A 21,702-nucleotide genomic window follows, 5' to 3' on the forward strand; every position below is an offset into this window, starting at 1 on the left:
CGATCAACTGACCTTCGCCGCGCCGCACACCCGCCACCCGTCCTGATCCTGCAGGTCAAAGGACCAGGTCTCGCCGAGGCGTGCGCCATCCGTAGCCGTCTGAGTGAGCTCGGTGGTCACATTGCGACGAGCACCCGTGGTGACGACCGTGAGGCTCGACCAAGTGACCCGGATACCGACGCTCTTGTCTCGTTCGATGTTCGTCATCGTCGTTCGATAGGCCGCCAACGACGACAGGTCCGCGCCCGATTTGCAGACGTAAAGATCGGCTTGGGCGTCGTCCCGATTCACGAGGTATGCGCCGAGGAAGCTGTCGACGACCGCGTCGGGCTCTGTGCGCTTGATCTTGGTTGCGTCGTCGTAGAGGGAGACGAAGACGCCTACGCCGCCCAGGCAGAGCAACGCCACGATGCCTGCTGCCATGGCCAGGAAGAGGCGCATGCGGCGGTTTCGGGAAGGTGTGGCGGGTGCGGGGGGCGGCACGCCGGGGGGTGGGGGTGGTGGGGCGCCCTGGGGAGGCGCGGCTGGGGGTGGCTGCGCCGGGGGGGTGGGGGGCTCCGGTGGGTGCACGGTGTCGACTTTAGTGCGTGTGGGGATTGATCGACCTGCGCCACGGAAGGCGCTTGGGCTACGGAACGCGAAGCGGCGGCGTGGCTGGGATACGGTTTGAGCGCACACAGGGAGGTGAGGCGGTGGCGGAATCGAGTTCCCGGATCGATCAGGCCGCTGCCCTGCACCGGCAGGCCGAGGCCACCGTCGCTGCGGCGGCCGCCGCGCTTGACGCGCAAGGGCCGGCCGCGGCCGATCCGCGTGAGCAGCATGCGCTGGCGGAAGAGTTGCGGGTCGCGGCGCAGGCGCTCGCCCCGGGGTGGCTGGGTGCGCCGCTGGAGGCTCGGTCGGCCAATACGCCGCTGGGTGGTGCTGGGCTGCCTCAGTTCGTGCGGGTGGGTGTGGCGCAGCCACTCGACGATGCCACGTTCCCGGCGATTGTTCCGCTGCTGGGGACCGGCAACCTGACCATCGACCAGGATGCGCGCGATGCCCGGGTCGGCGGCATGCTGCGGAGCGTCGTGCTGCGGCTGCTGGCCGCGGCGCCGGCCGGGTCGTTGCTGTTGCGGGCGGTTGACTGCGCGGGTGGGGGAACGGTGTTCGCGCCGTTCGAGCCGCTGACCGACGCCGGCGTGATGGAACCGGTGGCGACCGACCAGGCGGGGCTGCGGGACACCCTGAACGAAGTGCAGAAGTGGCTTCGTACCCGTCGGGGTGAAGGGTCTCGGCGCAGCCGCCGCGACAAGGTGATGTTGCTGGTCATCGCCAGCCTGCCGCCGACCGCGTGGGGCGAGTTGAGCCAGATCGCGCTGCTGGCCCAGCAGGGGCCCGAGGCGGGACTGCACCTGATCGTCGCGGGCTGGCCACCGCCGCCGGAGAACACCGGCGACAGTCAGCAGGGGATGCTGCCTCACTCGACCGCGATCGCGTTGCTCAACCCGGATGTACGCATCGGCAACACCCCGGCCGGCGCGTTCACCGCCGGGGTCGACGGGTTCTTCGACGTGCCGGTGTTCCTCGACGACGACCCACCGCCCCACCTGATCGACGCCGTCTGCCAGGAGCTGGCCGCGAGTTCGGCGCAGGCCGCCCAGGTGACGCTGGCCGATCTGCTGCCGGAACCGGGCGAGGAGATCTGGGCGGGGGACGCCGCCGACGGGCTGAGCACCCCGGTCGGGCAGGCCGGCGACAACCCGGTGATGCTCCAGTTCAACGACCTGACGCCACACTGGATGGTCGGCGGCCGGTCCGGCGCCGGCAAGACGGCCTTCCTGATCAACGTGCTGTACGGGTTGTGCGCCCGGTTCAGCCCGGCCGAGCTCGCCCTCTACCTGCTCGACTTCAAGGAAGGCGTCTCGTTCGCCGAATTCGTGCCGACCCAGCGCGACCGCACCTGGCTGCCCCACGCGCGGGCGGTCGGTGTCGAGTCCGACCGGGAGTACGGGCTGGCCGTCCTGCGTGAACTGGACGCCGAGATGACCCGCCGGTCGGTGGCGTACAAGCGGGCCGGTGTGACGAAGTTCGCCGATCTGCGCGCGGTGGCCGCCGAGGAGGGCCGGGGCAAGTCGCTGCCCCGGGTGCTCTGCGTCATCGACGAGTTCCAGGTGCTGCTGTCCGGCAACGATCCGATCGCCTCCGAGGCGGTCGGCCTGCTTGAGTCGCTGGCGCGCAAGGGCCGGTCGTACGGCATCCATCTGGTCCTGGCCAGCCAGACCGTGCTCGGCGTGGAGGCGCTCTACACCAAGCGTGACTCGATCTTCGGCCAGTTCCCGGTACGGGTCGCCCTGCCGGGCGGCGGCGACGTGCTGGAGCCGACCAACGACTCGGCGGCCGGCCTGGCCCTGGGCACCGCGGTGATGAACACCGCCGGTGGCCTGGGTGGCCCGCGTGGCGCCACCCGCGCCCACGAACGCATCGTGCGCTTCCCCGACCCGCACGCCGACAAAGAGGCGCTCAGCGACCTGCGGCACAAGCTGTGGGGCGCCCGTGACCCCGAGTCGCCGGCGCCGCGGATCTTCGCCGGGTACGCCCAGCAGCACCTGGCCGACGACCCCACCTACCGCGCGGCGCTGGCCGGGCGCGCGGGCCGCCCGGCGGCGCTGGTCGGCCGGTCCATCGACGTGCAGCTGTCGACGGCGTCGTTCCCGCTGGACGCGTCCCCGGGGCGGCACCTGGCAATCTTCGGGTCGCGGCCGGACGGCGCCGAGGTGTTGCAGGCCGCCGCCTTGAGCGTGGCGGCCTTCCACGCGCCGCGTACCGCCCGCTTTGTCATCTCGTCCCTGGTCGCCGAAGGCGATGAGCTGGCCAAGGACCTGGCGGTGGAGATCGGCCACCGGCAAGAGGTGGTGGCGGTCGGCGCGTCCGGCCTGGCCGCCCAGCTCACCCTGGAGCAGCCGGGCTATCTGGTGGTGTTCGGGATGGACGCGGCCAGCCCGGGGACGCTGCCGTCGCTGCGTCAGGTGTTGCGTGAGGGACCGAGCCGCGGCGTGCACCTGCTGTCGTGGTGGCGGGGCACCCGGCGGTTCACCGAGGAGACGGGCGGCAGCATGGGCCGGGAAGACGTGGCCGGCCTGCTGTTCCTGAACTGCACGCAGCAGGACGTCACGCTGATGCTGGGACGGACGGTCGACTGGCACCCGCGGGCGAACCGGGCGCTGCTCTACGACCGGCAGACCGACCGGTCCGATGTCGTGGTGCCGTTCGTGCTGCCGGAGGCGGACGGATGACCGAGCCGACGACCCACGAGATACCGACCCAGAAGACGCCCGCCCATGGGCCGTGGGCAGACTATCTGGCCGCGGCGCAACGCTTGGACGCGGTGCGGCGCGAGGCGAGCGTCACCGCGGGTGAGCAGGCGGCGGCTCTGCAGGCCGCGAGGCAGGAGCTTTCGGGGGTACGCGCGCGGCTCGCACCGCAGCGCGCCCGGTTGGCGCAGGAGTTCGGCGTACCCGATCAGGATCTGGTGCCGCAGGCCGGTGACCAGGTGCTCGCGATGGCCGGTGGGCCGGTCGCCGTGCTGGCGGCGTTGCGGCAGGCCCGGGGTACGGCGGATGCGGCCGACGCGGCGATGCTGAACTCGCCGGCCAAGCGGATCTCGTCGCTGCGGCCGTGGGCGCGGAACCTGCTGGTCTACGGCCCGTTCGCCGCCGCCGTGCTGATCGTGCAGATCGTGCTCTACCTGGTGGCGCCGGCCGGCTCGGTGCCCACCTACGCGCTGCTGTGCGGGCTGAGCATGCCGCTGCTGGCGTTCGGGATGGGCTGGGTGACGATCGGGTTCGTCTATGGCGGCGGCCCGGAGAAGGTGGACCGGACCCCGCTGGTCGGCGTGGTCGCGTGCCTGACGCCGGTGCTGCTGACCTGCATGGCCGTCGGCCTGCTGCAGTTCGTGAACTAGGGGGCGGCTCGGTGGCCAGTGTCGAAGAGGTCAAGGCGAACGTGGCCGCGTCGGTCGACGGCGCGGAGCGGGCGGTCACCGGCATCCAGCATGTGACGCAGCAGCTCGATGACGCGCTGACGCTGCTCCGGATGACGGCGATCGGGTCGTTCCACCCGTCCGTGGCGTCGGCCATTGCCCAGCTCGAGCAGGCCCGGATGCGGCTGGACGAGGCGGCGACGCTGGCCCGCGGTGCGATCGACTCCGGCAACACCTACCGGATGATCGTGTAGGCCGTGTTTCATAACCCGGCCTAACCGACAGCAGTCAGGTCGACCTCGATGAGCTGGCCGCGGTAGCCGAGGGCGGCGACGCCGAGCAGGGTGCTGGCCGTGGTGAAGGCCGGCGCCAGCGGCGAGGCCATCAGCCGGCGCCAGACCGCCCCGAGGTCGTCGCTGTCGGTGCTGACCACGTAGACGACGGATCGCACCACGTCGGCGGCGCTGACCTCGGCGGCCGCGAGGACGGCCAGGCAGTTGGAGATGACCTGGTCGGTCTGGGTAAGGAAGTCGTCGCCGACCACCTTGTCGTCGATGTCGAGGGGACACTGACCGGCAAAGTGGATCATGCGGCCGGCGTCGGAGACGGTGATGTGCGAGTAGCCGTCCGGCTGGTGCAGACCTGGTGGGTTGGATCGATGTAGCAAGGTCACCTCGCGTTTATCAGAGCCATCGCTTCGGCGCGGACCTTGCCGTCGCGCTGGAACGCGCCGCGGACCGCCGAGGTGACGGTACGGGCGCCGACCTTGCGGATGCCACGCATTTCCATGCACAGGTGCCGGCACTCCAGCACCACGATGACGCCGCGCGCCGCCAGCTGCTTCATCAGCAGGTCGGCGATCTCCGAGGTGAGGCGTTCCTGCACCTGCGGGCGGCGGGCGAACACCTCGACCAGGCGGGCCAGCTTGGACAGGCCGGTGATGCGGCCGTCGACGCCGGGGATGTAGCCGATGTGCGCGCTGCCGATGAAGGGCAGCAGGTGGTGCTCGCACATGCTCTGGACCTCGATGTCGCGGACCAGCACGAGTTCCTCGTGGTTGGCCTCGAACGTCGTGGTGACCACCACGGAGGGGTCGACCCGCAGGCCGGCGAAGAGTTCCGCGTAGGCCCGCGCGACCCGGGACGGGGTGCGTTGGAGGCCGTCACGGTCCGGGTCCTCACCGATCGCGATGAGGATCTCCCGGACCGCGTTCTCGATACGCGGCAGGTCGACGGCGTCCTCGACGGGAGACCCGTTGAGCTTGCCGTCGACCAGTCGCGCCGCGAGATAGTCGAGCTCGCCGATCAGTGGCCGCCTTCCGAGCCATTGCTGGTGTTGCCGGAAGGGCCGGGACCGACCGCTGCCTGGCCGTCCGCCTCGGCCTGAGCCTTCAGCGCGGACTGCTCGGACGGGGTGAGGACCGGCGGCGCCGAGGACGGCAGGCGCTTGCCGAAGCCGTTGAACGGAGCCATCGGAGGACGCTTCTGCACCCGGGCGCAGATGCGGTTCATGTCGTCCTGGGTGATGGTTTCCTTCTCCATCAGCTCGAGCACCATGTCGTCGAGGACATCCCGGTATTCCACCAGGATCTCCCACGCCTCGTCGTGCGCGAGCTCGATGAGCGCCCGGACCTCGCCGTCGATGTCGGCGGCGACCGAGTCGGAGTAGTCCTTCTCGTGGCCCATGTTGCGACCCATGAAGGGCTCGTCACCGCTGGTGCCGTACTTGACCGCGCCCAGCTTGGAGCTCATGCCGTACTGCGTGACCATGGCCCGGGCCAGCCCGGAGGCCTTCTCGATGTCGTTGCCGGCACCGGTGGTGGGCTCGTGGAAGACGAGTTCTTCGGCGGCCCGGCCACCCAGGGCGTAGGCCAAGGTGTCGATCATCTCGGCCCGGGTCTGGGTGTACTTGTCCTCGGTCGGCAGCACCAGCGTGTGGCCCAGGGAGCGGCCGCGCGGCAGGATCGTCACCTTGTGCACCGGGGCGGAGTGTGGCAGCGCGTACGCCACCAGCGCGTGCCCGCCCTCGTGGTACGCGGTGATCTTCTTTTCCTTGTCGCTCATCGCCCGGGTCTTGCGCTCGGGGCCGGCGATGACGCGGTCGATCGACTCCTCGAGGAAGTAGTTGCTGATCGCCCGCTTCTCGTTACGCGCCGTGAGCAGCGCCGCCTCGTTGATCACGTTGGCCAGGTCGGCGCCGGAGAACCCGGGCGTCCGGCGGGCCACCGCGTCGAGGTCGACGTCGGGGGTGAACGGCTTGCCCTTGGCGTGCACCCGGAGGATCGCCTTGCGGCCCTCCATGTCCGGGTTGTCCACCGGGATCTGCCGGTCGAAGCGGCCCGGGCGCAGCAGCGCCGGGTCGAGGATGTCGGGCCGGTTGGTCGCCGCGATCAGGATCACGCCGCCCTTGGTGTCGAAGCCGTCCATCTCGACCAGCAGCTGGTTGAGCGTCTGCTCGCGCTCGTCGTGACCGCCACCCATGCCGGCGCCGCGATGGCGGCCGACGGCGTCGATCTCGTCGACGAAGACGATCGCCGGCGCGTTGGCCTTGGCCTGCTCGAACAGGTCACGGACCCGGCTGGCGCCGACACCGACGAACATCTCGACGAAGTCGGAGCCGGAGATCGAGTAGAACGGCACCCCGGCCTCGCCGGCGACCGCGCGGGCCAGCAGCGTCTTACCGGTTCCGGGCGAGCCGAACAGCAGCACACCCTTGGGGATCTTGGCGCCGAGAGCCTGGTATTTGGCCGGGTTCTGCAGGAAGTCCTTGATCTCGTAGAGCTCCTGGACCGCCTCATCGGCACCGGCCACGTCGGCGAACGTGGTCTTCGGAGTGTCCTTGGTGATCATCTTCGCCTTGGACTTGCCGAAGTTGAGCACCCGGGACCCGCCGCCCTGCATCTGCGACATGAACAGCAGCAGCAGGATCACCAGGATCGCGATCGGTAGGAGGTTGACCAGCAGACTGAGCAGGATGCTGTCGCCCGAGACGGTGACGTTGAAGTTCTCCTGGACGCGCCCGGCGGCCTTGGCCTGCTGGACGGCGGACAGGATCTGGTTGCTCGCCTCGTAGGGATACTGCGTCTCGATCAGCTTGGTCTCTTTGCCGGCGAATCGCTCGTCGGAGACCAGATCGATCTGCAGTGTCTGCTCTTTGTCCTTGATCAGGACCTTTTTTATGCCCGGCTGGTTCAGCCGCTCGAGGGCGACCGACGTGTCAACTCGCTGGTAGCTCGGACCACTGGTGAAGATTGAGCTCAGCGCAATCGCACCGATGATCACCAGACTGATCCAGACCACCGGGCGGCGGAAGAAACGCGTACGTTCCATACTGTCTGTCGGGCGATTAGCGCGCCCGGACCCTCCTGATCGGCGTCCTGGTCACCTGACTTGCTCCGGCGAGCGTGGGGCTACGCCATTGGTCACTCGACGGTACACCGTGGGTGCCGGTCACGACTCCGTGAGCCCACCCGCCCGACACCGACCGTTTACCCCCTAGGACGCTGAAAACCGGGCGAATCGCCGCATTCCTGAGAAGACGCTGAGGAACCCGTTCAGCTACGGGCGTACACGTCCGGCTTCAGCACCCCGATGTAGGGCAGTTCGCGGTACCGCTCGGCGAAGTCGAGCCCGTACCCGACGACGAACTCGTTCGGGATGTCGAAGCCGATGTACTTCACCGGGATGCTGACCTTGACCGCGTCGGGCTTACGCACCAGGGCGACCACCTCGACGCTGGCCGGCGAGCGGCTCTGCAGGTATTTCATCAGCCAGGACAGGGTGAGGCCGGAGTCGACGATGTCTTCGACGATCACCACGTGTCGGCCGGCGATGTCGCGGTCGAGGTCCTTGAGGATGCGCACCACGCCCGACGAGGTGGTTCCGGAGCCGTAGGACGACACCGCCATGAACTCCATCTCGACGGACGGACCCGTCCGCCCCAGCGACCGGGCGAAGTCGGCCATGAACATGACCGCGCCCTTGAGCACGCAGACGAGCAGGAGCCCGCCGTCGGCGCCGGCGTAGTCGGCCGAGACCTGCTTGGCCAGTTCCTCGGTCTTCTCCCGGATCTGCTCCTCGGAGAGGATCACGTGGTCGATGTCGGCGTCGTACCAGGAGCCGTCTGCCATGCGCCTAGCCTGCCTGATGAAGGTTGCGAGCGGCGGCCGGGGTCACTGCTCGGACCAGCGCAAATCCGGCTAAACCCGAGGCGGTCGTGACACGGGGTGTCGACCGTCACAGGTCGACCCGCCTCAAGCGTCCCTCCCGCCGGGCCACCAGCACCCCGCCCGGTAACGCGGCCGGACCCTGGCCGTGCCAGTCGGTGACGAAGGCGTCGAGCGCGGCGACGTGCCGGTGGGACAGCGCGCTGCCGGAGACGCCCAGCCGCCGGGCCCACTGGTGGAGCACCCGGGTGCGGATCGCGTCGGGCAGGACGGACAGGTCGGTCACCTCGAGCTCGTCGTGGACCTCGGCCGCGGCCAGCGCGTCCAGGGCGGCGTTGTCGGCGGCGAGCTGGCCGGCCGTACGCGCCAGGTTGTCGACCACGGCCGGGCCCAGGGCGGCGACCAGCGCGGGGAGCAGATCGGCGCGGACGCGCGCGCGGGCGTACGCGGAATCCTGGTTGTGGGGGTCGTCCCAGATCTCGAGCCCGAGCGCCGCGCAGGCCTTCCGCGTGTCGGAGCGGGCCACCCCGAGGAACGGGCGCAGCAACCGCCCACGCCGAGCCGGCATCCCGGACATCCCGCGCGGGCCGGCCCCCCGGGCCAGCGCCAGCAGCACCGTCTCGGCCTGGTCATCGCGGGTGTGGCCGAGAAGGATCGCCGCGCCGCCGTGCTCCTCGGCCGCCGCCTCCAGCGCCGCATATCGCGCATTTCGGGCGGCAGCTTCGGGCCCGCCGGGGCCGGTGACGCAGACTTCCATCGACAAAACGGGCGAAAATCCCGAGGCCCACGCCACGACTGCGGCCGCGCGCGCTGCCGACCCGGCCTGGAGTCCGTGATCAACAGTCACCAGCCCGGCCCGCAAACCCAGCCGCGGCGCGACGAAAGAACAAGCCGCGGCCAGCGCCATCGAATCGGCCCCGCCCGAGCAGGCCACCAGCACCAGCGACTCGGCCGGAAACCCGGCCAGCGCCGCCCGGACCGCCCGGCGGGTGGCCGCGACCGGCGCCGGAAGGTACGCCACCTATCCCGCCGAGACGCCGCCGTGCACCCGGGCCACCCAGGCATCCGGGTCGCCCAGTTCGTCGAGCCGCGGCAGAGTCAGCGGCGACTCGAAGATCTTGTTGAAGCCGGCCATGCCGACCCGCTCGACCGCGCCGTGCACGAACTTGCGGCCCTCGGCGTACTGCCGCATCTTGACCTCAATGCCCAGCACCCGGCGGATCGCCTTCTCCAGCGGGTTGCCGGTCTCGCGGCGCCGGTTGAACTTGGCCCGGATCGACTCCACGCTCGGGATGACCTCGGGGCCGACGCCATCCATGACGAACTCGGCGTGCCCCTCGAGCAACGTCATCAGCGCGGTCAGCCGGTCGAGCACCGCCTTCTGGGCCGGCGTCTGCACGATGTCGAGCACCGAGGACCGGCTGTCGGGGTCGCGCAGGGCGTCGGACAGCGTGGCCACGCCGCGCCGCAGCCGCTCCAGGATGTGTTCGCCGCCGCTCTGTGAGGCGTCGACGAAGGCCTGCACCTCGCCCAGGAAGTAGCCGCGCATCCACGGGACCGCGGTGAACTGGGTGCGGTGGGTCACCTCGTGCAGGCAGACCCAGAGCCGGAAGTCGCGCGGGTCGGCATCGAGCTTGCGCTCGACCTCGACGATGTTCGGCGCGTTCAGCAGGAGCTGGCCGGGCTCGCCGGAGAACACCTCGTACTGCCCGAGGACCCGGCCGGAGAGATAGGCCAGCACCGTGCCGGCCTGCACACCGGTGACCCGGGAGCCGATCGCGTCGGCCACCCCGCCCGGTTGCCGGTCGCCGGAGAGCCGGGTGACCAGCGGGCTGATCACCTGTCGCAGGCCCGCGATGTTCACCGCCGCCCAGTCCTTGCGGTCGACCACCTGGACCGGCGGAACCTCGACCTGCGAGGTCAGCCCCGTGTAGTCGGCCACGTGACCGGCCGCCTCGTCGGTCAGCTCACGCAGCTGGGTCACCACCTGCATGGCTTCCTCATAGGAGACCGCGGGGCCGGATTTGGACAACGCCCCCGCGGTCGCGGCGGCCAGATCCCAGTCAACGAACTGCGCCATGAATCGACAGTACTCGCGGCTCACCAGCCGGTGGCCCCTGAACAAACCCCGAGATCAGCAGCCGCAGGCGACCAGTCGGGTGGCGATCTTGTCCAGGGCCTGCCGCGCCGACGTCGATTCGCCGCTCTTATCGGCCATGATCGCGAAGACCAGCAGCCGCCCGTCCTTGGTGACGAGCTGACCGGCGATCGTGTTCACCCCGCTCAGCGACCCGGTCTTGGCCCGGACCAGCCCCTGACCGGCCCGGTTCGGCGCCGGCGTCACGAACCGGGTCCGCAGCGTGCCCGACCAGCCGGCCACCGGCAGCCCGCCGAACATCGGCGTCAGCGCCGGGTGGTCGCCCTTGGCCGCCAGCGCCAGCAGCTGGGTGAGCAGCGCCGGGCTGATCTGGTTGAGCCGCGACAGCCCGCTGGCGTCGGAGAGCTTGATCCGGTCGGCCGGCAGGCCCAGCTCGGTCAGCTTGGCGATCATCGCCCGGGTCGACCCGTCGAACGTGGCCGGCTCCCCCGCGGCCAGCGCCACCTGCCGGGACAGCACCTCGGCGATGGTGTTGTCGGACTGCTCCAGCATCCAGTCCACGACGTGCACCAGCGGCGGCGACTGCACCTGGCCCAGCTCGGTGCCCGGCTCCAGGGTGATCGGGGGCGCCGACGAGGCCCCGCCCGCGCTGGACGGCGCCGTGCCACGAACCACGGCCGCCTTCACCTTGAGCTGCCTCGCGAACGCCTGCCCCGCCGCCAGCGCCGGATCCGACGACCGCGGATCGCCGCCGGCCTCGCGGTGCACCGGCTGCCGACGCCCGCCGTTGATCATCAGCGGCATGATCGCCGAGACCTGCCCCTCGGGCGCGATGATCGTGCCGGTCCAGCCCTTGGCCGTGGTCGGCCCGGTGAACAGCGACGTGTCGATCACGACCTGGGTGACCGGTGTGTCGCCCATCGCCCGTTTGACCTGGGCGGCGAGCTTGTCCAGCCGGGCCGCGCCCGGGAACTGGCCCTTCGCGTTGGCCGCCAGCGACGGGTCGCCGCCGCCGATCAGCACCACCTGACCAGGCTTGGCGCCGGCCACCGCGCGGGTGGTCAGCCGGTAGGCCGGGCCGCGCGCGGCGAGCACGGTCGCGGCGGTGACCAGCTTGGTCGTCGAGGCCGGGGTGGCCGGGGTGGCCGCGTCCCGGGAGAACAGCGTCGCGCCGGTCGCCGCGTCGACCACCGAGACGCGGACCCGGGAGCCCAACGCCGGCGCCGTGACCAGGCTGCCGATCGCCTTCTGGACGCCGGCCGCGGTGGGCGCCGTGCCGACCTCGCCCGCCGCGGCCAGCACCGGCGTGGGCGTCGGCTCGGGCGGGAGGGTCGCCGAGGGCGTCGGCGCCGGCTTGTCCGCGAGCCACCCCGCGATCGGCCCCGGCCGCATGATGAAGGCGCCCGCTCCGAGCCCCACGACCAAGATCAACACCAACAACCCGGAAACCCATAAGATACGCCGAGCGGAAGACGGTCCCGCGCTCACCGAACCGGCCGGCTGCCCGCTCCCGCCCGGTGGGCCACCTGCGGGTTGTCCCGGCCCATCGGCCGGTCCCCCGCCCGGCCCACCCGCGCCCGCGCCGGCCCGGTCAATCCCGACCGGCCGCGAAACACTGACCCGTCCCACCGCCGGCCGCAATCCCCCGACGGCCTCCTCCGCGCCCGCCGCGGCCGCCGAAGCCTGCGGCCCGACGCCCGGAGCCTGCGGCTCTGCACCCGGGGGCTGCGGCTCTGCACCCGGGGGCTGCGGGCTCGCGGCGGCCGGCTGTGGCGGCGTACCCGCGCCCTGCTCGCTCTCGGCCGGCGGACCGACGCGCGCCGAACCCCGGGCGCCCTCAGGCGCCGTTCCACCCCGTGCCAATTCCGAAGCCCTTTCCGGCCCGCCCGGCCCGGCGCCGTCCTCGCGCCGGCCGTCACCCTGGTCGTCCCCGTCACCCGTCGCGGCCGGCGCCATGGCCTGGCCCCGACCGGGCTGCCCGACGCCCGATTCCGCGGATTGTGCCTGCTGGGCCGGTGGTGACTGGTGGGTCGCCGGCGCGTCCGAGCCCGTCTCGGGAGGGTTTGCGGGCACCGATGCCCGTCCTCTATGTGAGTCTTCCCTCCCCACCGGCCCCTCCCTCGTTCGCGGCGTCAGACTTAGGGGAGACTACTGAAATCCCGCACATCGCGGCGCGCGGATCTTGCCGAGCGCGAGTTCGCCCGCGCGCATCGTGATAGGGCTTACACACGCCCGGCAAGACGACCGAGGGAGCACAGCATGGATTTCGACGTTCTGGTTGAGATCCCCAAGGGTCAGCGCAACAAGTACGAGGTCGACCACAAGACCGGCCGCATCCGGCTGGACCGCACACTGTTCACCGCGACGCAGTACCCGGCCGACTACGGCTTCATCGAGGGCACCCTCGGTCAGGATGGCGATCCGCTCGACGCCCTGGTCCTGATCCAGGAACCGACGTTCCCCGGCTGCCTGGTCCGCGCCCGGGCGATCGGCATGTACCGGATGACCGACGAGAAGGGCCGCGACGACAAGGTCCTCTGCGTCCCCTATGAAGACCCGCGCCAGGAACATCTGCGCGACATCCACCACCTGGGTGAGTTCGACCGCATGGAGATCCAGCACTTCTTCACGGTGTACAAGGACCTCGAGCCCGGTAAGTCGGTCGAGGGCGCCACCTGGACCGGCCGCGTCGAGGCCGAAGAGGAGATCCGCGCGTCGTTCAAGCGCGCCGAAGCCCTCGAACATGGCCCCGACGGCCACTGACCAGCCCAAACTCAGCCCGGACGGCCGGCCTCCGCAGCGCGGAAGGCCGGCCGTCGGCATCAGGGCGGTCAGAAGGAGATGTTGGTGACCGCGTCGTAGAGGCCGGCCACCGCGCAGGCGACCGGGATCACCGAGACCACGACCAGGGTGTCGACCAGGTCGGCGGCGCGGCCGAGGTAGGGCGACGGCGGTTTGCGGGAATAGGTGGCGCCCGCCGCCATCGTGGACAACGCGAGGATGACCGCGGCGGCGCTGACGCCCAGGCGCACCGGGGTGCTGGCGCCGGTCAGCAGGTCGACGCCGAGGGCGGCCACCCCGAACATGCCCGCGCAGATCAGTGGCACCCGCTGCCGCAGGGTCACGAACAGGCGTGAGCGCAGCAGCAGCGCGGCCGCCGCCACCGTGGTGAGGATGCGGGCCGAGAGGCTGCCGGCACTTGCCAGCACGACGAACGCCCCGGCGGCCAGGATCGCGTGGCCGAGCAGCATGCCGGCCAGCAGCTCCTCGGTGCGGGTCACCGCCGCGAACACGGTCGCCCGGTCGGGACGCTCGCGGGCCAGGTCGGCGGCGCCCGCGGTCTGTGCCGCGGTGAAGCCCTCGGCGCCGCTGCCGGTGGGCAGCGTGACCGGCGGCATCGGCACCTTGCCGAACCGGATCGCGAGCAGCGGGATCAGGCCGATGCCGCAGACCAGGATCGAGATCAGCACCGCGGCGCCGGCCGCGGCGGACGACCAGATGCTGATCAGCGCGGTCGCCGCGGCGAGCAGGCCGACCAGGCCACCGGCGGCGAAGACCCGCAGGCCGGCCGCCACCCCGATGCCGCCGAGCGCCGCGACCAGCAGCAACGCCACCGAGCCGGTCAGCAGCTCGGCCCCGCCCAGCCACGGGAGCAGGGCGAACATGCCCACGCGGTCGCCGGCGCCGGACGAGACGAGGACGGCGCCGCCGGCGAACGCGTACGGCATCGCACACGCGCCGAGGGCCGTGCCGGCTCGCGCGTCCCCGTACGCCCGAGAAGCCGTCACCCCGGCGAGCGCGAGAAGCAGGCCGACGCCGAGCCCCACATAGGCCGAACCGGCCCACGCCGGACCGGCCGCGAGCACCGCGATCAGGCCCAGGCCGAGCAGCAGGGCGCCGCTGAGCACGGTCGCCGTGCGGGTCGAGGCGGGCGTCCAGACCGTGCCGCGGCGGCGGGCGCCATCGGCGATCGCCTCGACCACGTCGTCGTACTCGAGCTCGGGCCAGTCGTCGCGGGCGGGCACCAGATGGAGCACCTCGCCGTCGCGCACACCCTGGGGAAACAGGCCCTGCGCGGTGGCCAGGGGCACGCCGTCGGTGCGCCGGAGCAGCCAGCCGCCGTGGCGCTCGCCGTCGTCGGCCAGGCCCTCGCCGGCGTGGCGCAGCACCTCGGGCAGCAGCTCGGCGAGCGGGACATGCTCGGGCAGCGCCACATCGACGCGACGTTGCGGAGCGCTGATCGTGATTCGCGCCAGACCGACACTCATGAATGAAACCCATCGACAGGCAGCGGTGCTGCGGAACGGAGGGGACTTTACCTATCCTGGGCGCGGCGCGATGCCCGCCTGTGGATGACGTTCTGCCGCGGGTGACGGGGAGGAAAGGGACAGCCCGCCATGAGTACGACCGTGATCAAACGGTCCGCGCGACGACCGGCGCCGGAGATTCCGACCGGTGAGCTGGCCGTCGACGCGCCGCCGGAGATTCCGCAGGACGGTGGCCGGCGCTGGCAGCAGGCGCTGATGGCGCTGCCGATGCTGGGCGGGTCCGTCGCCATGGCCATGATGATGGGCCGGGGCAGCGGCGGCGCGATGTCCTACGTGGTCGGTGGGCTGTTCGGGGTGTCCTCGCTGGCGATGCTGGCCACCTCCTTCGGCAGCAACGGCTCGCCGAAGAAGGCCGAGATGATGGCCGCCCGCCGGGAATACCTGCGCCACCTGGCCAACCTGCGGCGCCGGGTCCGCGAGACGGCGGGCAAGCAACGCACCGGCCTCTACTACCGGCACCCGGAGCCTGGTCAGCTCTGGTCGACCGCGGGCAGCCACCGGGTGTGGGAACGCCGCCCGAGTGATCCCGATTTCGGGGTGGTCCGGCTGGCGGTCGGGCCGCAGACCCTGGCCACGCCGCTGGTTCCGCCGGTGACCCGGCCGCTGGAAGACCTGGAGCCGATGACCGCGGGGGCGCTGCGGCGCTTCCTGGACGCGTACTCCGTGGTCCCGGAGCTGCCGGTGGCGGTCTCCCTGCGCGGTTTCGCCCGGGTCTTCATGCGCGGGCCGGACGCCGAGGCGCGGGCGCTGACCCGGGCGGTGCTGGCCCAGCTGGCGGTCTTCCACGCCCCCGACGACCTGCTGATCGCGGTGGCCGCCGGGCCGGAGCGGCGGGCCGCCTGGGAGTGGGTCAAGTGGCTGCCGCACAACCTGCACCCGTCCCGGACCGACGCGCTCGGCCAGGTGCGGATGGTGGCCAGCTCAGGCCCCGACCTCGAGCGGATGATCGAGGACGTGATCGGCAACCGGCCGCGGTTCAGCCCGGCCGCGATCGGCACCACCACCCCACACGTGATCATCGTGCTCGACGGGGTCGACCTGCGCGGCGCGACCCAACTCGACGACGGCATCGACGGCGTCACCGTGCTCGATCTCGACGAAACCCCACCCAAGCTGCTCGACCGGTCGCTGCTCGTGCTGGAGGTCCGGGCGGGCGCCGGGAGGCGTGCCCTCCACACGTACGCCACCGAGCACGCCGCCGAGGTCGGCCTGCCCGACCGGCTGAGCGAACCGGACGCCGAGGCGATCGCCCGGCGGCTCGCGCCCTACCGGCTGGCCGCCGCCTCGAAGTCGCCGGACACCCCGCTGGCAGCCGAGATGGGCCTGACCGAGCTGCTCGGCATCGCCGACCTGGAGACCTTCAGCGTCGGGCAGAGCTGGCAGCCCCGGCCCAACCGGGACAAGCTCCGCGTACCCATCGGAATCGGCGGTGACGGCGGCCCGATCGAACTGGACCTGAAGGAGTCCGCCCAGGACGGCATGGGCCCGCACGGCCTGCTGATCGGCGCCACCGGGTCGGGCAAGTCGGAGCTGCTGCGCACGCTGGTGCTGGCGCTGGCCGGCACGCACTCGTCCGAGACGCTGAACTTCGTGCTGGTCGACTTCAAGGGCGGCGCGACCTTCGCCTCGCTCGACCGGCTGCCGCACACCGCCGCCGTGATCACCAACCTGGCCGACGAGCTGCCGCTGGTCGACCGCATGGTGGACGCGATCGACGGCGAGATGCTGCGCCGCCAGGAACTGCTGCGGAAGTCCGGGAACTTCGCCAGCCTGCGCGACTACGAGAAGGCGCGGGCCAGTGGCTCGGCCCTGCCGCCGTTGCCGTCGCTGCTGGTGATCTGTGACGAGTTCTCCGAGCTGCTGTCCGCCAAACCGGACTTCATCGACCTCTTCGTCCAGATCGGACGTCTCGGGCGGTCGCTGGGCGTCCACCTGCTGCTGGCCAGCCAGCGCCTCGAGGAGGGGCGGCTGCGGGGACTGGACACGCATCTCTCGTACCGCATCGGTCTGCGAACCTTCTCCGCGCTGGAATCGCGGGCGGTGCTCGGGGTGCCCGACGCGTACGAGCTGCCGCGCTCGCCCGGCCACGGCTACCTCAAGTTCGGCACCGAGCCGCTGGTCCGGTTCAAGGCGGCGTACGTCTCCGGCACCTACCGCAGGCCCGGCAGCCGCGGCCCCGGCGCGACCGGGGCCAGCGCCGCACCCCAAGTACTGTCCTATTCGACCCATTACGTGCCGGTGCCGAAAACCGTCAAACCGGTCGAGCCGAAGCCCGAGGAGAACACCCCGGCCGGCGAGAGCGTGATGGACGTGATGGTGGCCCGGCTGGCCGGCCAGGGACCACCGGCCCACCAGGTGTGGCTGCCGCCGCTGAACCAGTCCTCGGTGCTCGACGAGCTGCTCGGACCGGTCGTGGTCGACCCGGTGCGCGGCCTGTCGTTCGCCAACCCCGAGCTGCACGGCGCCCTGCAGGTGCCGATCGCGCTCATCGACAAGCCGCGTGAGCAGCGACGCGACGCGATGTGGATCCAGCTCGGCGGCGCGGCCGGGCACCTGGCCGTGGTCGGGGCGACCCAGTCCGGCAAGTCGGCGGCGCTGCGGACACTCATCACCGGGCTGGCGCTCACCCATACGCCGGCCGAGGCGCAGGTGTACTGCCTCGACTTCGGTGGCGGCGCTCTCGGCGTACTCCGGGATCTGCCGCATGTGGGCGGTGTCAGCGCGCGCACCGACCTGGTGGGTGTGCGCCGGACCGTCGGCGAGGTCCTGACCGTGCTGACCGACCGGGAGCAGCGGTTCGCCGAGATGGGCGTCGACTCGATGGCGTCCTACCGGCGGCGGCGGGCGAACCCGTCCGCGGTGGCGGCCGACCCGTTCGGCGACGTCTTCCTGGTGGTCGACGGCTGGACCACGCTACGCAAGGACTTCGACGAGCTGGAAGGCGTGATCACCGACATCGCCACCCGCGGCCTGTCGTACGGCGTCCACGTGGTGGCCACCGCCAGCCGCTGGATGGACTTCCGGCCGGCCATCCGCGACCTCTTCGGCTCCCAGCTCGAGCTGCGGCTGGGCGACCCCAGCGACTCCAACATCAACCGCCGCGCCGCCGTCAACGTGCCGGAACAGGCCGGCCGTGGCATCACCGAACACCCGACCGACAAGAACAAGAGCTACCACCTTTTGACCGTACGCGCGGAGCTCAGCACCATCGGCGAGACGTCCGAGCTGGTCAAGGAGATCGCGACCAACTGGCGTGGCCCGCTGGCGCCGCGGGTGCGGATGTTGCCCGACTCGTACCCGTACACCGCGATGGACCTGAACCGCAGCACCGGCCTGCGCCTGCCGATCGGGCTGTCCGAGCAGGACCTGTCCCAGGTGGAGATCGACTTCGCCACGGACCCGCACTTCCTGCTGTTCGGCGACGCCGAGTGTGGCAAGTCGTCGTTCCTGCGGGCCATGGCCAGCACCGTGATGCACCGGTTCCAGCCCGAGGAGGCCCGGATCATCCTGGTCGACTACCGGCGCAGCCTGATGGACCTGCCTGAGACCGAACACCGGATCGGGTACGGCATGCAGGCCCAGAAGACGCTGGAGCTGATCGAGTCGGTGGCGGGCTACATGGAACGTCGGCTGCCCGGCCCCGACGTGACCGCGCAGCAGCTGCGGGAACGCTCGTGGTGGACCGGACCGGAGCTGTTCGTGCTGGTCGACGACTACGACCTGGTCGTCTCCGGCCCGACCAACCCGCTCACCCCGCTGCTGCCCTACCTCCCGCAGGCCCGCGACGTCGGCCTGCACCTGGTGGTCACCCGGCGGGCCGGTGGCGCCAGCCGGGCGCTCTACGAGCCGATCATCCAGCGGCTGCGCGAGCTGTCGTCGCCCGGCCTGGTGATGTCCGGGCCGACCGACGAGGGCGCGCTCATCGGCCCGGTCAAGGCCGTCCCGATGCCAGCAGGACGTGGCCGCCTCATCACCCGGCGTGAAGGAGTACGCCTGGTCCAGCTGGCCCACCAACCGCCTTACTAGAACCTGTCCCACATTCGCCTCCCGGGCGCCTCATCTGGGCCGAATTTGGGACTGGTCCTAGGGCGATCGGACGAACGGTGCGATTGAGTTGTCCACACCTCAGCCGCACCCTGCTTTTTCGGAGTAATCTCCCTGCATCGACCGACCCTGTTCACCTCTCCAGATAGGCATCGTCGACCCGTGAGCGCAGCGAGCACCTCCTCCCAGGGCCGTTTCCTCGCACGTCGTCCTTCGCCCTGCCCCGCGCGCGGTGGTGCGCTTTGGTAGGCCTTCGGGCGCTGGCCGGGCTGTTCGCCGGTGTGGTCGCCGCGATCGGGCTGCCCGCCACGGTGGCCCAGGCCGCCCCACGGCCGATCACCGAAGATTCGATCCGCGCCCAGCAATGGCACCTGCGGACGCTCAACGTGGCCGGCGCCTGGAACTGGTCGCAGGGCGCCGGTGTCACGGTCGCGGTGATCGACTCGGGGGTCGACTCCAAGCACGTCGACCTGCAGGGCCAGGTGCTGCCCGGCCTCGACCTGGTCGACACCAAGGGCGACGGCGACACCGACCTGGTCGGCCACGGCACTACGGTCTCGGCGCTGATCGCCGGCAAGGACGACGACGCCGGCGTGGTGGGCATCGCCCCCAAGGCCAAGATTCTCCCGGTCCGCGTCCTCGACCAGGAAAATCGGTACGACGACGCGCTGATCGTGGCCAAGGGCGTCCGCTGGGCCGTCGACCACGGCGCCCGCGTGATCAACCTGTCCCTGGGCGGCAGCGGCAGCAGCGCGGCGCTGGCCGCGGCCATCGACTACGCCTTCGCCAAAGATGTCGTGGTGGTCGCCTGCACCGGCAACGCGAGCGCCTCGTCGTCGACCGGGGTGTGGTACCCCGCTCGCGAGCCCGGCGTGCTCGCGGTGGCCGGCATGGAACGCTCCGGCGACGTGCTCTGGTCCGGCTCGATCACCGGTGCCGAGACGGTGGTGACCGCCCCCGCGACCAAGCTGGTCGGCGCCGGGCGCGGCGGCTACTGGAACGTGCAGGGCACCAGCTTCGCGGCGCCGATGGTGTCGGCGACGGCGGCGCTGATCCGTTCCCGCTGGCCCACGATGCCGGCCGGCGAGGTGGTCAACCGCATCATCAAGACCGCCCGTGACCGGGGCCCCGAGGGCCGCGACGACAAGTACGGCTTCGGCCTGATCGACCCGACCGGCGCGCTGACCGCGGAGATTCCCGAGGTGGCGGGCAACCCGCTCGACACGTCGCCGCCGCCCGGGGTGGCCCGCCTGGGCGCCGCCAAGGTCTCCGGCTCGGCCCAGTCGGCCCCGAACAAGCTCGCCGGCGACGCGGCCCGAAACAACAACCGAGCCCCGGGCAAGAACGCCGGCGGCGTCGTGGCCGCCCCGCCCGCCGACGACGAGCAGAAGTCCCGAGGCTGGTGGGCGGCGGCCGCCTTCTTCGCCCTCTCCGCCGGCGTCGCCTTCCTCATAATCCGCCGCTTCGCCACAGTCACCTAGCTGCCCGCCACTCCGCCCTATTTGCGCGGGGAGACCGTTGTGGGAGTGTCCGGGCGGCGGGTTGATGCGCTGGGTGCGCGGCCGCCCCGTCGGTTTCTGTGTGCGGGGCGAGTGCGGGCCGACCCTGGCTGCGGCCCTGGGTGCACCATGCGGCCGGGGTGCCGACTCGCCCTGCTTGCCGCCGCCGCGAGCCGTCGTGGCTCGCGGCCTGCCAGTGGTAGAGCAAGGCGGTATCCCCGGCTCCGAAGCCGCGCTGGGCTACCACTGACGGCGGGGCACGGCGGGCGGCGGGGCGGCGGGCGGCGGGCGGCGGGGCGCAACCACTTACGCAGGTGGAGCGGAGCGACCCTCGGCGGGAGCTGCGGTCTGCACCCACCACCCCGCTACGACCGGCGCTTGAATTTGAACTTGAACTTGGTGGGGATCAGGCGCAATCCCCGGTGCGGACGCCTCGGGTGCGGTCGCGGCCGGTTTGGGCTACGCCGGCGGCCTCGCGGGCGGTTACGGCGAAGCCGATCTTGCGGTCGTCGGCGGCCGCGGCGAAGATCACGCCGAGGACGCGGCCGTTGGTGGAGACCAAGGGGCCGCCCGAGTTGCCGCTGCGGACCAGGGCCCGGATCGTGTAGATCTCGCGGTTCACCTCGCCGGCCTCGTAGATGTCGGGGCCGGGCACGTTGCCGACGTCGCTGACCCGGGCCGACTGGGCGTCGTAGGGGCCGTCCAAGGGGTAGCCCAGCACGATCGCGCTCTGGCCGGTGGCGGCCGGCTTGTCCACGAAGCTGAGGCGGGGCGCCCGCAGGCCGGGGACGTAGATGACGGCCAGGTCGCCTTTCGGGTCGTAGACGACGACGGTGCCGTCGAGGCGGCCGTTCGACGTCTCGACCTCGATCTCGCGGGTGCCGGCGACCACGTGCGCGTTGGTCATCACGCGTTCGTCGGCGTACACGAAACCGGAGCCTTCGATGCGGCGCGAGCAGCTGGGCGCGGTGCCGAGGATCTTGAGGACCGAGCGCTTGCTGTTGACGACCACGCCGGACTTGGCCAGGGCCGGGTCGGGCTCGGCGACCTCGCGGGCGTTGGTCGGGGCGAGGCCGCTGAAGACCTCGGGGAAACCGTTGGTGTCGAGGGTGGACCGCAGGGCCGAGGACAGCGCCTGCGCCTCCTGCGGCATCAGGCCGTTGATGGCGTCGAGGACCGAGCTGCTGCGGACCTCGCGGTTGAGCCACGGCAACGACGTCGACTTCAACGGGATGGCCACCAGCCAGGCCACCAGCAGGACGGCGACCAGCGAGACCAGGGCACCGCCGGCGTCGTCCAGCCGCTGCACCGGCTTGCTGGTCATCGACCGGCGCAGCTTGGTGCCGAACCAGCCGGCCAGGGTCTGACCGAGCACGGCCAGGGCGAAGATGGAGACCAGCGACACCACGACGCGGACCGCGCCGTCGGCGAACTGGTTGGCGATCAGCGGGCCGACCTGAAGGCCGATCAGCGCGCCGCTGAAGAAGCCGCCGAAGGACAGGGCACCGATGACGAAACCCTGCCGGTATCCGCTGATCGCGAAGACCAGCATCAGCAGGATCAGGATCGCGTCGACCACATGCACCAACTCAGCGTAGAAGTGACGG

Annotated in this window: 17 protein-coding genes; 7 read left to right on the forward strand and 10 right to left on the reverse strand. The window is 71.4% G+C overall.

What is annotated here, in order from left to right:
- Positions 1-3: 3 nt before the first annotated feature.
- Positions 4-441, reverse strand: a complete 438-nt coding sequence (locus AB0M54_RS04560) for a hypothetical protein (protein WP_364469062.1) — start codon at positions 439-441, stop codon at positions 4-6.
- Positions 442-1,055: 614 nt separating this feature from the next.
- Here AB0M54_RS04560 and AB0M54_RS04565 point away from each other — a divergent pair.
- Genes AB0M54_RS04565 through AB0M54_RS04575 form a run of 3 tightly spaced genes read left to right on the forward strand, consistent with a single transcriptional unit; the run spans position 1,056 to position 4,215 of the window.
- Entirely contained in the window at positions 1,056-3,275 is a 2,220-nt protein-coding gene (locus AB0M54_RS04565; RefSeq protein ID WP_364469190.1) for an FtsK/SpoIIIE domain-containing protein, read from the forward strand.
- Positions 3,272-3,943 carry a hypothetical protein gene (locus tag AB0M54_RS04570; protein WP_364313115.1) on the forward strand — a complete coding sequence of 224 codons (672 nt, stop codon included), beginning with the start codon at positions 3,272-3,274 and terminating at the stop codon, positions 3,941-3,943. The genes AB0M54_RS04565 and AB0M54_RS04570 overlap by 4 nt, the downstream gene beginning before the upstream one ends.
- An 11-nt stretch (positions 3,944-3,954) precedes the next feature.
- Complete coding sequence (locus AB0M54_RS04575; protein ID WP_364313112.1) at positions 3,955-4,215, forward strand: hypothetical protein; 261 nt, start codon at positions 3,955-3,957, stop codon at positions 4,213-4,215.
- A 20-nt stretch (positions 4,216-4,235) separates the two neighbouring features.
- Here the strand turns inward: AB0M54_RS04575 and AB0M54_RS04580 are convergent, their stop codons facing one another.
- From AB0M54_RS04580 to dacB, 7 genes are all read right to left on the reverse strand, one after another.
- A complete protein-coding gene (locus tag AB0M54_RS04580; protein ID WP_364313110.1) occupies positions 4,236-4,634 on the reverse strand; it encodes a RidA family protein in 399 nt (132 codons plus the stop codon).
- Positions 4,631-5,266, reverse strand: a complete 636-nt coding sequence (folE, locus tag AB0M54_RS04585; protein ID WP_364469192.1) for a GTP cyclohydrolase I FolE — start codon at positions 5,264-5,266, stop codon at positions 4,631-4,633. Before folE ends, AB0M54_RS04580 begins: the two co-directional genes overlap by 4 nt.
- Positions 5,266-7,290: an ATP-dependent zinc metalloprotease FtsH gene (ftsH, locus tag AB0M54_RS04590; protein ID WP_364313107.1), complete on the reverse strand. Its 2,025-nt coding sequence runs from the start codon at positions 7,288-7,290 to the stop codon at positions 5,266-5,268. The genes folE and ftsH overlap by 1 nt, the downstream gene beginning before the upstream one ends.
- Before the next feature lie 224 nt (positions 7,291-7,514).
- Positions 7,515-8,090, reverse strand: coding sequence for a hypoxanthine phosphoribosyltransferase (gene hpt, locus AB0M54_RS04595; protein WP_364313105.1), 576 nt, complete (start codon positions 8,088-8,090; stop codon positions 7,515-7,517).
- A 106-nt stretch (positions 8,091-8,196) separates the two neighbouring features.
- Positions 8,197-9,147 carry a tRNA lysidine(34) synthetase TilS gene (gene tilS / locus AB0M54_RS04600; protein ID WP_364313102.1) on the reverse strand — a complete coding sequence of 317 codons (951 nt, stop codon included), beginning with the start codon at positions 9,145-9,147 and terminating at the stop codon, positions 8,197-8,199.
- Entirely contained in the window at positions 9,148-10,206 is a 1,059-nt protein-coding gene (locus tag AB0M54_RS04605; protein ID WP_364313099.1) for a zinc-dependent metalloprotease, read from the reverse strand.
- Between the two features lie 54 nt (positions 10,207-10,260).
- On the reverse strand, positions 10,261-11,643 hold the full coding sequence (gene dacB, locus AB0M54_RS04610) for a D-alanyl-D-alanine carboxypeptidase/D-alanyl-D-alanine-endopeptidase (RefSeq protein ID WP_364469064.1): 1,383 nt from the start codon (positions 11,641-11,643) through the stop codon (positions 10,261-10,263).
- A 114-nt stretch (positions 11,644-11,757) separates the two neighbouring features.
- On the opposite strand from dacB, the gene AB0M54_RS04615 reads away from it, so the two are divergent.
- Both AB0M54_RS04615 and AB0M54_RS04620 read left to right on the forward strand, forming a co-directional pair.
- Positions 11,758-12,246, forward strand: coding sequence for a hypothetical protein (locus AB0M54_RS04615; protein WP_364469066.1), 489 nt, complete (start codon positions 11,758-11,760; stop codon positions 12,244-12,246).
- Positions 12,247-12,483: 237 nt separating this feature from the next.
- The gene (locus AB0M54_RS04620) at positions 12,484-12,987 is read left to right on the forward strand and encodes an inorganic diphosphatase (RefSeq protein WP_364313091.1); all 504 of its coding nucleotides are present in this window, start codon (positions 12,484-12,486) and stop codon (positions 12,985-12,987) included.
- Between the two features lie 68 nt (positions 12,988-13,055).
- On the opposite strand, the gene eccD is transcribed toward AB0M54_RS04620, so the two are convergent.
- On the reverse strand, positions 13,056-14,492 hold the full coding sequence (gene eccD, locus AB0M54_RS04625; RefSeq protein WP_364313088.1) for a type VII secretion integral membrane protein EccD: 1,437 nt from the start codon (positions 14,490-14,492) through the stop codon (positions 13,056-13,058).
- Positions 14,493-14,621: 129 nt separating this feature from the next.
- Between eccD and eccCa the strand changes: the two genes are divergently transcribed.
- Both eccCa and mycP read left to right on the forward strand, forming a co-directional pair.
- Entirely contained in the window at positions 14,622-18,578 is a 3,957-nt protein-coding gene (eccCa, locus tag AB0M54_RS04630; RefSeq protein ID WP_364313086.1) for a type VII secretion protein EccCa, read from the forward strand.
- Positions 18,579-18,838: 260 nt separating this feature from the next.
- Entirely contained in the window at positions 18,839-20,077 is a 1,239-nt protein-coding gene (gene mycP, locus AB0M54_RS04635) for a type VII secretion-associated serine protease mycosin (RefSeq protein WP_364469067.1), read from the forward strand.
- Between the two features lie 424 nt (positions 20,078-20,501).
- On the opposite strand, the gene AB0M54_RS04640 is transcribed toward mycP, so the two are convergent.
- A complete protein-coding gene (locus AB0M54_RS04640; RefSeq protein ID WP_364469069.1) occupies positions 20,502-21,680 on the reverse strand; it encodes a MarP family serine protease in 1,179 nt (392 codons plus the stop codon).
- Positions 21,681-21,702 lie beyond the last annotated feature (22 nt).

The organism is Actinoplanes sp. NPDC051470 (genome assembly GCF_040682035.1).
In the GTDB taxonomy this organism is placed as follows: Bacteria; Actinomycetota; Actinomycetes; order Mycobacteriales; family Micromonosporaceae; genus Actinoplanes.